Source organism: Geodermatophilus sp. SYSU D00705, from assembly GCF_054050135.1.
The window spans coordinates 94,718-107,306 of sequence record NZ_JBJGYT010000012.1; the positions used below are offsets into that span (position 1 = coordinate 94,718).

The following is a 12,589-nucleotide window of genomic DNA, read 5'->3' on the forward strand; positions in this document are numbered from 1 at the left end:
CGCCCGTTCCGCTCCCCGTTGGCACGGTGTGCCGGGGGTCGCGAGCTCCCGCGGCCCGACGACGACCGGGAGGAACGGGCATGAGCCACGGCATCGGGAACGAGCAGGCACGCGCGGCGGTGGACGCCGCCCTCGCCCACGCGGAGGGGCTGGGCGTGCGGGTGAGCGTCGCGGTGGTCGACGGTGCCGGGATGGAGGTCGTCGTCTCCCGCGCGGACGGCGCCCCCGGGTTCACCGCGGGCATCGCGCGCACCAAGGCGGCCACGGCCACGGCGTTCCGCCGTCCCTCCGGGGAGCTCCGCGACGTGGAGGAACGCCGCCCGGAGGTGCTGGTCGTGGCCGGTGCCCAGCTCGGCTTCCGCCCCACGACCCTCGGTGGCGGCCTCCCGGTGCTCCGGGACGGCGAGGTCGTCGGCGGTGTCGGCGTGAGCGGCGCGACCCCGGAGGAGGACACCGCCTGCGCCGAGGCCGCGCTCGAGGTGCTCGCCCGGGCCTGACGGCGTCCGGCCCGCCGCCGGGTGCGGCGGGCCGGCCCCCGGGTGCGACCCGCCCGTGCGCTCCGCCACACGTCCTGGGAAATGAGTGCACACCGTGCAACGATGCACGGCGTGCAAGAAAGCGGGCTCCGGGAGCGCAAGAAGTCCGACACCCGGCGGCGGCTCACCGAGGCGGCCCAGGAACTCGTCCTGGCCGCCGGGCTCGACGGCGTCACGGTCGAGCAGATCTGCAGCCGCGCGGGGGTCTCCCTGCGCACCTTCTTCAACTACTTCGAGTCGAAGGAACTCGCCGTCATCGGCGAGGAGCCCCCCGTCGGCACCCCGGAGACCCGGGCGGCCTTCCTCGCCGGCGGCCCCACCGGCGACCTCCTGGCCGACCTGCTCGGCCTGCTCGACCCGACCCCGCTGTTCACCGAGGTCGGCCGCACCGGCCTGCAGACGGCGATGGCGCTGGCCGAGCGCGAGCCCCGCCTGCTCGCCGTCCACCTGGCCCGGGCCGCCTCGCACGAGCAGGAGATCGCCGGCCTGCTCGCACAGCGCCTCGGCCTGCCCGGCCCCGACACCGGCTGCACCGCGCTCGCCGCCACCGCCCAGGCGCTGGTGCGGTCGGCCTGCCGCGCCTGGTTCGAGGCCGACGACGGCACACCCCTCTCCCCCTACCTCGAGGCGACGCGGACCGCGTTCCTCGCCACCCTCAGCCCGGCGCCGACGACCTCGGCGCCACGACCCGTCCAGGGAGCACGTTGACCACCGCCACCACCGATCCGGCGCCGATCGTCCTGACCCGACGCCGGATCAACCTCATCTTCTCCGCGCTCATCGCGGGCATGCTCGTGTCGAGCCTGGACCAGACGATCATCTCGACGGCGATGCCGACGATCGTCGGCGACCTCGGCGGCGTCTCCCACATGGCCTGGGTGACCACGGCCTACCTGCTGGCCAGCACGATCGTCATGCCGATCTACGGCAAGTTCGGCGACCTGTGGGGCCGGCGCACCCTGTTTCTGGTCGCGATCGGCCTGTTCACCGTCGCCAGCGTCGGCGCCGCCCTGTCGCCGGACTTCACCTGGTTCGTCATCTGGCGCGGCGTCCAGGGCCTCGGCGGCGGCGGCATGATGATCCTGTCGCAGGCGATCATCGCCGACGTCGTCCCCGCCCGGGAGCGCGGCAAGTACATGGGCCCGCTGGGCGCCGTCTTCGGGCTCTCCGCCGTCGCCGGCCCGCTGGTGGGCGGCTACTTCACCGACCACGCGAGCCTGGGCTGGCAGTGGTGCTTCTGGATCAACGTGCCGGTCGGCGTCGCCGCCCTGCTCATCGGCTGGTTCGCCCTCACCCTGCCGCGCCGGCGCAACACCGAGCCGGTGGACTACGCCGGCGTCGTGACCCTGTCGGCGACCACCACGTCGCTGATCTTCTTCACCGACTTCGGCGGCGACCGCGGCTGGACCGACGGCGCCACGCTGGCCCTCATGGCCGCGTTCGTCGTCTCGGCGCTGGCCTTCGTCCTGGTGGAGCAGCGGGCGGCGCAGCCGATCATCCCGCTGAGCCTGTTCCGCAACCGCACCTTCGTCGTCACCACCGCGCTCGGCGCCGCCGTGGGCCTGGGCATGTTCTCGGCGATCGCGTTCATGCCGACGTTCCTGCAGATGGCCTCGGGGACCTCGGCGGCCAACTCCGGCCTGCTGCTGCTGCCGATGATGGGCGGCCTGTTCATCACCGTCATCGGCTCGGGCATCGCGACCACGAAGACCGGGCGGTACAAGGCCTTCCCGATCATCGGGGTGCTCGTCGTGGCCGCCGCGATGGCCTGGATGACCACGCTGTCGGGGGAGACGTCGCTGGTGACGATCTGCACGATGCTGTTCGTCATCGGCCTGGGCCTCGGGCTGATCATGCAGATCGTCGTGCTGGTGGCGCAGAACGCCGTCCCGCCGGCGGACCTGGGCGCGGCCACCGCCACCAACAACTACTTCCGCGAGGTCGGCGCCACCCTCGGCGTGGCGATCTTCGGGACGATCTTCACCAGCCGGCTCACCGAGAACCTCACCGGCGCGCTGCAGGCCAACGGCGAGCAGGCGGTCGCGGCGGGCATCACCTCGCCGGAGAGCCTGGTGCCGGCCGCGGTGCAGGCGGCCGGGGACCCGCTGCGCACGGCCATCGTCGACTCCTACGCCGACGCCCTGGCCCCGGTGTTCGGGTACCTGCTGCCGGCCTTCGCCATCGCGCTGGTGCTGGCGCTGCTGCTCAAGGAGATCCCGCTGTCCGACGTCGCCGGGATGGTCGCCCGCGGCGAGGCGGTGGAGGACCCCGAGCCGGCCCGACGGCACGTACCCGCGGACCGGCCGGAGGAGCCGGCGGACGCCGACGGCCAGCGTGCCGCCGACGACGAGCCGGCACCGGCACCACTGCACTGATCCCCCGCCCGCAGCGGCCGGGTCCCGACACCGGGGCCCGGCCGCGGTGCCGTCAGGGAACGGTGACGACGACCTCCCGGACCGCCTCGCCGTCGAGCAGCCGGGCGCGGGCGCGCTGACGCCGGGCGGTCACCGGTGCGGGAACTGCTCCCGCACCGCGGCCATGTCCAGCTCCCGGATCGTGGCGATGAGCAGCTCCACCGAGTCGGCCGGCAGCGCGCCGGGCTCGGCGAAGACCGGGACCCCGTCGCGGAACACCATCAGCGTCGGCACCGCCCGGACCCCGACGGCCGCCGCCAGGCCGCGCTCGGCCTCCGCGTCGACGGTGGCGAAGAGGAGGTCCGGATGGCGCTCGGCGGCCGCCTCGAACACCGGCGCGAACCCGCGGCTCGGGCCGTACCAGGACGCCCGGAAGTCGACGAGGACGATGCCGCCGGCCCCCACCGTCTCGGCGAAGTCGCCGGCCGAGAGACTGACCGTGGCCATGCCGCCCTCCCGCTCCTCCGGCACCCGCGCCCGATGGTCCCTCACGGCCGCCGGCCGGTCCACGTCGACTCGGGGCCGAGCCGCAGCCGCCGGCGCGCTGCCTCCTCCGAGGGGCTGCGCGGCCCCAGCACCACCTGCAGCGCCCGCAGCTGCGCCCGCGTCACCGGCAGCCGGACGACGCCGCGGCCCCGGCCGGGCACCCCGGCCGCCGCGGCGACCACCGGCGACACGAGCAGCCCGGCGGCCCCGGCGAGGCCCTGGTAGAACACCTGCTCCCCTGCGCCGAGGCCGGGCGGAGCGGTGAGGAAGGAGCGCAGCTCGCCCGGCACCGGCTCGAGCACCGGCCGGTAGGAGGCCAGCGCCTCGGCCAGCTCGGCCGCGGTCGCCGGCAGGTCGCCGGCGCCGAGGGCACGGGCGCTGCGGGCCCACTCGGCCACGTAGGTGTCCGGCCAGCGGCGCCCGAAGCGCGCCGGCGCCGGGCGGCCGACGGCCTGCTGCGCGGCGAGGAAGGCGTCGGTGAACGCGAGGTGCACCCAGCGCAGCAGGTCCGGGTCGCCGGCGGAGTAGGGCCGGCCCGCGGCGTCGGTGCCGCGGACGACGGTGTGCATGCGGCGCACCCGGGCGGCCTCCCGCTCGGCCAGCTCCGCCGACCCGAACGTCGTCACCACCAGCCAGCGCGCCGTGCCGGCCAGCCGCGCCCAGGGGTCGGCCAGGTAGGCGGAGTGCCGTTGCACGCCGGCCAGCGCGAGCGGGTGGGCGGCCTGGCCGAGGAGCGCGGCGATCCCGCCGACGAGGGTGGACAGGTCGCCGTGCACCCACCACACGACGCCGTCCGGCTCGAACCATCCCGGTCCGCTGCCCACGGTGCCGATGTCGCGGACCCAGTCGGGCACCCCGGCCGGGTCGCCGGACACGCGGGCGCGGAACCGGGACCGCACGGCCTCGGGCAGGGCGGTCACGGCGGGCACGCCTCCACGGTCCCAGCCCGGCCGCGCGACGGCACGGTGCGCGAGAGCCCAGCAGCCGGCGGCGGGTGAGCAGGGGGCCGACGTCGGAGCCGAGCCCCTGGTCGACGACCTCCTCGCGGGGTCGGGGCAGGAGGCGGCCCTGGTACCGCGTCGCCGGGTCGTCCTGCTGGTGGTGCGCCATCTGTCCTCCGTCGTCCGGCCGGTTCCCGGAGGGAGGGTCGTCCGCCCGGCCGGGGGCCGGCTGGGGGCGCCTGGGAGACGGCTGGACGCGCACCCCGGGCCGGCCCCGGCTGGCGGTCAGACGGCGGCGGCCTCCAGCTCGTAGCCGATCGGCTCCATCGTCGGGAACTCGTGCACGGCCGGCAGCACCTCGCGGGCGAAGAGGGCGGTGCTCCTCTCGGCGACGTCCTGGGGCATGTTGCCGAAGCGCATGACCAGCATGAACTCCTCGGGGTGGAACTCCTCGGCGATCGCCCGCAGCTTGGCGATGCACTGCTCGGGCGTGCCCCAGACGTGGTTGTCGAGGTAGGTCTGCGCCATGCCGGCGGTGGCGACCTCCTTCGACGGCACGGCGTTCGCCATCTGCGCGTAGTGCTCGTAGCCCTTCGTCGTGGCGAAGTGGTTGCTGAACAGCTCGTAGTTCCGGACGGCGCTGTCGGCGTACTGCGGCACGAACTGGCGGGCACCCGCCTCCGCCTCGGCCTCGGTCTCGGCGCAGAAGACGTTCATGTGGATCCGCGGCCGCACCGGCGGCAGCCCGCACTCTGCGCGGGCGCGGCTGAACTCGGTGAGGTCGGCGTGGTAGTCCGCCCACGGCTTCTGCGGGATGATCAGCGGCTTCAGGCCGAAGCGGGCCCCGATGGGCGCCGAGGCCGGCGACCCCCACGAGAAGTGCATCGCGTCCAGCAGCTGCTGCGGGTCGCGCGGGCGGGGCCGCATCGACACGTCCTCGAACCGGTAGTGCTCCCCGGCGAAGCTGAACCGCTCCTCGGTGAGCGCCTTCTGGATGACCTGGATGCTCTCGGCGAAGCGCTCCTTGGACTCGTTCATGTCGAAGCCCAGCTGCCGGAACTCGCGCCGGCCGGCGCCGCGGCCGACCCCGATGAACGGCGTCCGCCCGCGCAGGACGTACTGGAGCATCGTCATGTCCTCGGCGACGCGCAGCGGGTGGTGCCAGGGCAGCACGACGATCATCGTGCCGACGTCGATCCGGCTGGTGGCGCCGGCGAAGTAGGTCAGCAGCTGGATCGGGTTGGTGATCATCGTGTACGGGCTGACGTGGTGCTCGACGGTCCACAGCGAGTCGAAGCCGAGGTCCTCGATCTTGAGCGCCGACTCGATCTCCTCGTCGTAGCGCCGAGCGTCCTCCGCGGGGTCCAGCGGGGGCACCGGCTCCCCGGCCTCGACCGCCTCGAAGCGGTCCCAGTCCTGGTAGCCCTGGATGAAGAGCGTGATCCCACAGCGCATGTCCGTGCCTCCTGGCGATCGGGACAGAGGGGGTGACCACTGCCCGGCCCGGCAGTGAGGTGGGTCACAGTGACAGCGCCCCCGGTCCGCCGTCAACTGACTGGACTGCGGTCCAGCGACTCGTTGACCCGACCGTCGGAGCCGCCCTACTGTGGCGCGGCTCACACCCGTGGGAAGGGGTCGGCCGGGCCTGCCGGCGGACGTCGTCAGCGCAGACCGAGGAGAGGTCATGGCCGCAGAGTTGTCGGTCGAGGGGCACGTCGCTCCGGGGTTCGATGGCGTGCGGGAGGCCTTCGAGGACAACTTCCGGGTCCGCGGGGACGTCGGCGCCTCGGTGGCGGTCTACGTCGACGGCAGCCCCGTCGTGGACCTGTGGGGCGGGGTCGCCGACCCGGTCACCGGCCGCGCGTGGGGCCCGGACACCACCACGACCGTCTACTCCGCGACCAAGGGGGCGACGGCGATCCTGGTGCACGCCCTCACCGAGGCCGGCGTGCTCGACCTCGACGCCCCGGTGGCCACCTACTGGCCGGAGTTCGCCGAGGGCGGCAAGGCCGGCGTCCCGGTGCGCATGCTGCTCACCCACCAGGCGGGCCTGCCGGTGCCCACCGCGCCGCTGACCCGGGAGGAGCTGTTCGCCGGCCGCCCGGCCGCCGCCGCGCTCGCCGCGCAGGAGCCGCTGTGGGAGCCGGGCACCGCGCACGGCTACCACGCCCTCACCTTCGGGTGGCTGCTCGGCGAGCTGGTCGCCCGGGTCACCGGCCGGTCCCTCGGCGAGGAGTTCGCCGAGCGGATCGCCGCGCCGCTCGAGCTGCACCTCTGGATCGGCGTCCCCGAGGGCACCGACGTCGACCACGCGCCCCTGATCGACGGCGTCCCCGACCCCGGGGCGCTCGACGCCATCGAGGACCCGCAGGTCAAGGCTGCAGTCCTGCAGATCGTGGGGGCGATGACGGACCCCACGTCGCTGTTCGCCCGGGTGCTGTCGACCAACGGCGCGCTGCCCACCCCGCACGCCGAGACGTGGAACGACCCGCGTGCCCTGCGCATGCAGCAGCCGGCCGCCAACGGCGTGACCAACGCCCGCTCGCTGGCCCGCATGTACGCGGCGACCGTCGCACCGGTGGACGGCGTCCGCCTGCTGTCCGAGGCCACCGTCGAGGCCGCCCGCGCCGAGCAGGTCTTCGGCGCCGACCGGGTCCTGATGAACCCGAGCCGGTTCGGCACCGGCTTCATGCTCGACCACGCCGGGCTGCCGCTGCTGGGTCCCGCCTCCTTCGGCCACCAGGGGGCCGGCGGGGCCCTGGGCTTCGCCGACGTCGAGCACCGGGTGGGCTTCGGCTACGCGCAGAACCAGCTGGGCGCCTCCCTGGTCGGCGAGCCGCGGACCGCCGCCCTCATCGACGCCGTCCGGGCCAGCCTGGGGTGAGCCCCGCCGGCGGGCCCCGGGGAGCCGCCGCGCCCGTGGCCCGGACGGCGGAGCGGACGGCGTCGTTCCGTCCCTACACTCAGCCGGTGTCCGAGGAGGCCCCCGCAGCGCAGGTGAGGGCGCGCCCGAGCATCCGCGAGGCGCAGAAGGCCTCGACCTTCGAGGTGCTCCTGCAGGCGGCCGAGGAGCTGTTCGTGGAGCGGGGCTACGCCGCCACCACGATCGAGCAGATCGCCTCGCGGGCCGGCGCCAGCCGCGCGACCTTCTACCTGCACTTCGACGGCAAGTGGCAGGCCGCCGCGGCGCTCGCCGAGCGCCGGCTGATGCCCGAGACCATCGAGTACTACCAGCGCCTCGACGCCCTCGGCGTCCCCACCCGCGAGCAGCTGCGGGCCTGGCTCGACGACGCCCTGGGCTTCTACGAGCGGCACCGCGACGACGTCGTCGTCAACCGCCAGGCCGTCGGGCTCGAGCCGGAGCTCGCCGCGCTCACCCCGCAGTTCCTGGGCCGGTGCGCGGACGCGATGTCCGGCTACCTGGCGCGGTGGGGCGAGGACCACCGCGAGGAGGCGCGGCTGCGGCTGAGCCTGCTGATCATCCAGCTGACCGACTTCGTCACCGACTGGGTGATCGGGTACTGGCAGACCGACCGGCAGGTGGTGCTCGACGTCCTGCTGGACCTGTGGATCGCGGGCCTGGGCCTGCACCGGGAGCCGGGCACCCCCGGCGGCTGACCGGAGGGTCAGGTGCCGGCCAGCTCGGCCACCAGAGCGTCGAGGGTGGCCCGGGCCCCCCGCTCGTGCAGCGAGGTCAGCGCCGCGAGGTAGGCCGAGGTGAACCGCTCGTCGTCGACCAGGTCCCCGAACAGCTCGCGGTCGGCGACGAAGGCCAGCGGGTCCTGCCGCTGGCGGCGGGCGGAGGCGGCGAGGGTGTCCCGCCGGCGGTCGGCGATCTCGATCGGCTGCCCGTCCTCGTCCACACCCTCGGAGTACCGCGCCCAGCCGGCGACGATCGCGGCCGACCGGCGCACCTCCCCGCCGGCGGCGAGGTTGTCGCGCACCACGGGCAGCAGCCACTTCGGCAGCCGCTCGGAGCCGTCGAAGGCCAGCCGCGCCAGCGTGTCCCGGATGTGCGGGTTGGAGAAGCGCTCGATCAGGCTGTGCCGGTACTCGTCGAGGTCGATCCCGGGGACCGGCAGGAGGGTCGGCGTCGCCTCCTCCTCCATGTAGCCGAGCAGGAACCGCCGGAACAGCGGGTCCTGCGCCGCGTCGTGCACCAGCCGGTAGCCGGCAAGACGCCCGAGGTAGGCCAGCCCCTGGTGGCCGGCGTTGAGCAGCCGCAGCTTCATCCGCTCGTACGGGTCGACGTCCTCGACGACCTGCACCCCGGCGTCCTCCAGGGGCGGGCGGCCGAGGCCGAAGCGGTCCTCGACGACCCACTGGGTGAACGGCTCGCAGACCACCGGCCAGCCGTCGTCGACGCCGAAGCGCCGGGCGACCTCGGCGCGGTCGTCGTCGGTGGTCGCGGGGGTGATCCGGTCGACCATCGAGTTGGGGAACGGCACCTCGCGGTCGACCCACGTGCCGAGGTCCGGGTCCCGCAGCGAGGCGTAGGCGGCGAAGCTGCGGCGGGCGACGTCGCCGTTGTGCTGGATGTTGTCGCAGGAGACCACGGTGAACGGGGGCAGCCCACGGTCGCGCCGGCGGACCAGCGCCTCCACCACCAGGCCGAAGGACGTCGCCGGGGCCGCCCCGGGCCGCAGGTCGTGCACGACGCCGGGGTCGGAAGCGTCGAACTCCCCCGTCACCGGGTCGACGTTGTAGCCGCCCTCGGTGACGGTCAGGGAGACGATCCGCGTGGTCTCGGCGGCCATCTTCTCGACCACCGCGTCGGGGTCGTCGGGGGCCAGCAGGTACTCGACGATCGACCCCACCACCCGGGCCTCGAGGCTGCCGTCGGGGTGCTTGACGACCAGCGTGTACAGCCCGTCCTGAGCCGCCATCACCTCGGCCATGCGACGGTCCGACGGCAGCACGCCGACGCCGCAGATGGCCCACTCCTCCGCCTCGCCGCGCTCCAGCAGGCGGTCGAGGTACATCGCCTGGTGGGACCGGTGGAACGCGCCGACGCCCAGGTGCACGATGCCGGCCCGCAGCCGGGACCGGTCGTAGGTCGGCACCGACACCGTGCCCGCGAGCGACGGCAGCGACGAGGCGTCAAGCGGCGCCATGACGGTCTCCTCGGGGGTCAGGTGGGCAGCCGCCGTCCGGTCGACGGCGAGAACACGTGCTCCTTGCCCGGCTGGATGCGCAGGTGCACCTGCTCACCCTTCGCCGGCGGCCGGGCCGGGTCGACCCGCGCGACGATGCTGTCGCCGAGGGGGCCCGAGTCCTCGCGCAGCTCCGGCAGCGTCCCGTGCAGGAACGCGTCCGAGCCGAGTTCCTCGACCACCCCGACGTCCACGGGGAAGGCGCCGGCGTCCTGCGCCGAGACGAGGTCGAGGGCCTCGGGCCGGAAGCCGACGACGACGCGGTCGGCCCCCTCCGCGGACAGCGCGCTCAGGGCCGCGGTGCTCAGCGGCAGGCGCGCCCGCCCGAGCACCGCGTGGCCGTCCTCGATGCGGAACTCGGCGATGTTCATGCCCGGAGAGCCGATGAACCCGGCGACGAAGACGTTGGCCGGCTCCTGGTAGAGCCGCAGGGGCGTGTCGCACTGCTCCAGGACGCCCGCCCGGAGCACCGCCACGCGGTCGCCCATCGTCATCGCCTCGACCTGGTCGTGGGTGACGTAGACCGTCGTCGTCCCCAGGCGGCGCTGCAGCGCGGCGATCTGCGTGCGGGTCTGCACCCGCAGCTTGGCGTCGAGGTTGGACAGCGGCTCGTCCATGCAGAACACCTGCGGCTGGCGGACGATGGCCCGGCCCATGGCGACGCGCTGGCGCTGGCCGCCGGAGAGCGCCTTCGGCTTGCGGTCCAGGAACTGCTCCAGGTCGAGGATCCTGGCCGCCTCCCGGACCCGGGTCGCGATCTCCTCCCGGCTCTTGCCGGCGATCTTCAGGGCGAAGCCCATGTTGTCGCCCACCGTCATGTGGGGGTACAGGGCGTAGCTCTGGAACACCATCGCGATGTCCCGGTCCTTGGACTTCAGGTTCGTGACGTCCCGGTCCCCGATGCGGATGCTCCCGCGGTCGACGTCCTCCAGGCCGGCGAGCATCCGGAGGCTCGTGGACTTGCCGCAGCCGGAGGGCCCGACCAGGACGAGGAACTCGCCGTCGGCGATCTGCAGGTCGAGGGAGTCGACCGCGGGCTTGTCCGAGCCCGGGTAGATCCGGCTCGCCTTGTCGTAGGTGACGGAGGCCATCGGGTTCTCCTCGCTCGAGTCAGGTCTGGGGGTGGACGACGGCCACCTGCGGGCGGACGACTGCCCTCACTTCACGGCGCCGAGCGACAGGCCCTGCACCAGCTTGTCCTGCGCGGCGAACCCGGCGACGAGCACCGGCAGGGACACCACGAAGGCCGCCGCGCACATCTGGGCGAGGAACAGGCCCTGGCTGGTCACGAACCCGGTCAGGTACACCGGCGCGGTCAGGGCCCGGGTCCCGGTGAGGGTCCGGGCCAGCAGCAGCTCGTTCCAGCTGAAGATGAAGCAGATCAGCGAGGTCGCCGCGATCCCCGGCAGGACGATGGGCGCCACGACCTGGCGCAGCGTCCGCAACAGCCCGGCGCCGTCCATCGCGGCCGCCTCGAGGATCTCCACCGGGACCTCGGCGAGGAACGAGCGCATCATCCAGACCGCGATCGGCAGGTTCATCGAGGTGTAGAGCACGATGAGCAGCCAGATGTTGTCGAGCAGCCCGCTCCACTGGGCGAACAGGTAGATCGGCAGGATCCCGGCCACCACCGGCAGCATGCGGGTGGACAGGAAGAAGAACATGACGTCGGTCCACTTGCGCACCGGCCGGATCGACAGCGCGTACGCCGCCGGGATCGCCAGCAGCAGCACCAGGATCGTGGAGACGATGCTGGCGGTCAGCGAGTTCAGCAGTGCCGGCCAGGGGTTGGTCCCGGTGCCGACGCCGAAGAACGTCCGGTAGCCCTCCAGGGTCAGCGGTGCGAAGACCGAGGGCGGGTTGGTGGCGGCGGCCTCCTCGCTGTGGAACGACGTGAGCACCATCCACAGCACGGGGGTCACGAAGAGGAGCCCGACCACCCAGGCCACCAGGCCGAGGACCAGCCCGCCCCGCGGCTTGCGCGGCCGGCGGGGCGCCCCCTCGGACGTGCGGGTGGCGGGGACCGGGGCGACGTCGGTGACCGAGCTCATCGCACGTTCTCCTCCTGGAACAGCGTCGACACCGTCCGCAGCGCCAGGGTGGCGATGACGATCGTGCCGATCACGGTGATGACGCCTGCCGCCGACGCCAGGCCGTAGTCGTGGGCGGTGTAGAAGGTCTGGTAGATCGTGTAGGGCAGGTTCGCGGTGCCCAGGCCACCCGAGGTGATGACGAAGACCGCGTCGAAGGTCTGCACGATGTAGATCGCCCCGAGCAGCGCACCCAGCTCCAGGTAGCGGCGCAGGTGCGGGAAGGTCATGTAGCGGAAGATCTGCCAGCTGCTGGCGCCGTCGATCCGGGCCGCCTCGATCACGTCCAGCGGCCGGCTCTGCAGGCCCGCCAGCAGGATCAGCATCATGAACGGCGTCCACTGCCAGATGAGGGCGATCTCGATCGACGCCAGCGGCGCCATCGTGATCCAGTCCGGCTGCGGCGCGTCGTCCGAGCCGAACAGCCCCCAGAGCCAGGTCAGGGTGCCGTTGAGCAGGCCGTACTCGGGGTTGAACAGCGCGTGCTTCCACAGCAGGGCCGCGGCGACCGGGACGACGAGGAACGGCGTGATCATCATCGTGCGCACCGCGCCGCGCCCCAGGAACTTGCGGTCCAGCAGCAGCGCGATGCCCATGCCGAGCAGCAGGCTGACCAGCACGACCACCACGGTGAGCTGGATGGTCACGATGATCGCGTCGCGCGTGGCGACGTCGGTGACGACGTCGACGTAGTTGCTGAAGCCGGTGAACCCGCGCTCGTCCGGGTAGTAGGCGTTCCAGTCCATGAACGAGATGACCAGCGTGGCCACGAACGGCAGCTGGGTCACGATGATCATGAAGACCAGCGCCGGCAGCAGCGGCGCCCGCCGCGCCCAGTCGGCCGACCGGCGCAGTGCTCCGCCGGACGGGGGGCCGGGCGGCCGGACGTCCTCGCGGCTGCGTTCCAGGGTGGTGCTCATGGCCGCTCCCGGTCGGGTGGGGGTTCGGGCAGCGCGGGCTGCGTGCCGC

General features: G+C 73.6%; 12 protein-coding genes. 5 read left to right on the forward strand and 7 right to left on the reverse strand.

The features are described 5' to 3' along the window. The first annotated feature begins 80 nt into the window (after positions 1-80). From ACI78Q_RS12045 to ACI78Q_RS12055, 3 genes are all read left to right on the forward strand, one after another. Entirely contained in the window at positions 81-497 is a 417-nt protein-coding gene (locus tag ACI78Q_RS12045; protein WP_456923607.1) for a heme-binding protein, read from the forward strand. Between the two features lie 111 nt (positions 498-608). Further along, positions 609-1,244: a TetR/AcrR family transcriptional regulator gene (locus ACI78Q_RS12050; RefSeq protein WP_456923608.1), complete on the forward strand. Its 636-nt coding sequence runs from the start codon at positions 609-611 to the stop codon at positions 1,242-1,244. After that, positions 1,241-2,911 carry an MDR family MFS transporter gene (locus ACI78Q_RS12055; RefSeq protein WP_456923609.1) on the forward strand — a complete coding sequence of 557 codons (1,671 nt, stop codon included), beginning with the start codon at positions 1,241-1,243 and terminating at the stop codon, positions 2,909-2,911. Before ACI78Q_RS12050 ends, ACI78Q_RS12055 begins: the two co-directional genes overlap by 4 nt. Positions 2,912-3,040: 129 nt before the next feature. Here the strand turns inward: ACI78Q_RS12055 and ACI78Q_RS12060 are convergent, their stop codons facing one another. The 3 genes from ACI78Q_RS12060 to ACI78Q_RS12070 all read right to left on the reverse strand — a co-directional run bounded on the left by ACI78Q_RS12060 (position 3,041) and on the right by ACI78Q_RS12070 (position 5,832). Continuing rightward, positions 3,041-3,397 (reverse strand): thioredoxin family protein, encoded by a 357-nt coding sequence (locus ACI78Q_RS12060; protein WP_456923610.1) that lies wholly within the window; start codon positions 3,395-3,397, stop codon positions 3,041-3,043. 41 nt (positions 3,398-3,438) lie between these two features. Then, positions 3,439-4,365: an oxygenase MpaB family protein gene (locus ACI78Q_RS12065; protein ID WP_456923611.1), complete on the reverse strand. Its 927-nt coding sequence runs from the start codon at positions 4,363-4,365 to the stop codon at positions 3,439-3,441. A gap of 297 nt (positions 4,366-4,662) precedes the next feature. After that, positions 4,663-5,832 (reverse strand): LLM class flavin-dependent oxidoreductase, encoded by a 1,170-nt coding sequence (locus ACI78Q_RS12070; RefSeq protein ID WP_456923612.1) that lies wholly within the window; start codon positions 5,830-5,832, stop codon positions 4,663-4,665. A 229-nt stretch (positions 5,833-6,061) separates the two neighbouring features. Between ACI78Q_RS12070 and ACI78Q_RS12075 the strand changes: the two genes are divergently transcribed. Beyond that, the gene (locus ACI78Q_RS12075; protein ID WP_456923613.1) at positions 6,062-7,261 is read left to right on the forward strand and encodes a serine hydrolase domain-containing protein; all 1,200 of its coding nucleotides are present in this window, start codon (positions 6,062-6,064) and stop codon (positions 7,259-7,261) included. Between the two features lie 86 nt (positions 7,262-7,347). Beyond that, positions 7,348-7,995, forward strand: a complete 648-nt coding sequence (locus tag ACI78Q_RS12080) for a TetR/AcrR family transcriptional regulator (protein ID WP_456923614.1) — start codon at positions 7,348-7,350, stop codon at positions 7,993-7,995. A gap of 8 nt (positions 7,996-8,003) precedes the next feature. On the opposite strand, the gene ACI78Q_RS12085 is transcribed toward ACI78Q_RS12080, so the two are convergent. The 4 genes from ACI78Q_RS12085 to ACI78Q_RS12100 all read right to left on the reverse strand — a co-directional run bounded on the left by ACI78Q_RS12085 (position 8,004) and on the right by ACI78Q_RS12100 (position 12,540). Further along, the gene (locus ACI78Q_RS12085; RefSeq protein ID WP_456923615.1) at positions 8,004-9,491 is read right to left on the reverse strand and encodes a mannitol dehydrogenase family protein; all 1,488 of its coding nucleotides are present in this window, start codon (positions 9,489-9,491) and stop codon (positions 8,004-8,006) included. 17 nt (positions 9,492-9,508) lie between these two features. Then, entirely contained in the window at positions 9,509-10,621 is a 1,113-nt protein-coding gene (locus ACI78Q_RS12090) for an ABC transporter ATP-binding protein (protein ID WP_456923616.1), read from the reverse strand. A gap of 66 nt (positions 10,622-10,687) precedes the next feature. Continuing rightward, positions 10,688-11,581: a carbohydrate ABC transporter permease gene (locus ACI78Q_RS12095; RefSeq protein WP_456923617.1), complete on the reverse strand. Its 894-nt coding sequence runs from the start codon at positions 11,579-11,581 to the stop codon at positions 10,688-10,690. Continuing rightward, complete coding sequence (locus ACI78Q_RS12100) at positions 11,578-12,540, reverse strand: carbohydrate ABC transporter permease (RefSeq protein ID WP_456923618.1); 963 nt, start codon at positions 12,538-12,540, stop codon at positions 11,578-11,580. Before ACI78Q_RS12100 ends, ACI78Q_RS12095 begins: the two co-directional genes overlap by 4 nt. Between the last annotated feature and the right edge of the window lie 49 nt (positions 12,541-12,589).

Coding starts and splice junctions, on each gene's coding strand:
- ACI78Q_RS12045 (WP_456923607.1), top strand. CDS start 81: ATGAGCCACGGCATCGGGAACGAGCAGGCACGCGCGGCGGTGGACGCC.
- ACI78Q_RS12060 (WP_456923610.1), bottom strand. CDS start 3,397: ATGGCCACGGTCAGTCTCTCGGCCGGCGACTTCGCCGAGACGGTGGGG.
- ACI78Q_RS12070 (WP_456923612.1), bottom strand. CDS start 5,832: ATGCGCTGTGGGATCACGCTCTTCATCCAGGGCTACCAGGACTGGGAC.
- ACI78Q_RS12075 (WP_456923613.1), top strand. CDS start 6,062: ATGGCCGCAGAGTTGTCGGTCGAGGGGCACGTCGCTCCGGGGTTCGAT.
- ACI78Q_RS12085 (WP_456923615.1), bottom strand. CDS start 9,491: ATGGCGCCGCTTGACGCCTCGTCGCTGCCGTCGCTCGCGGGCACGGTG.
- ACI78Q_RS12090 (WP_456923616.1), bottom strand. CDS start 10,621: ATGGCCTCCGTCACCTACGACAAGGCGAGCCGGATCTACCCGGGCTCG.
- ACI78Q_RS12095 (WP_456923617.1), bottom strand. CDS start 11,581: ATGAGCTCGGTCACCGACGTCGCCCCGGTCCCCGCCACCCGCACGTCC.
- ACI78Q_RS12100 (WP_456923618.1), bottom strand. CDS start 12,540: ATGAGCACCACCCTGGAACGCAGCCGCGAGGACGTCCGGCCGCCCGGC.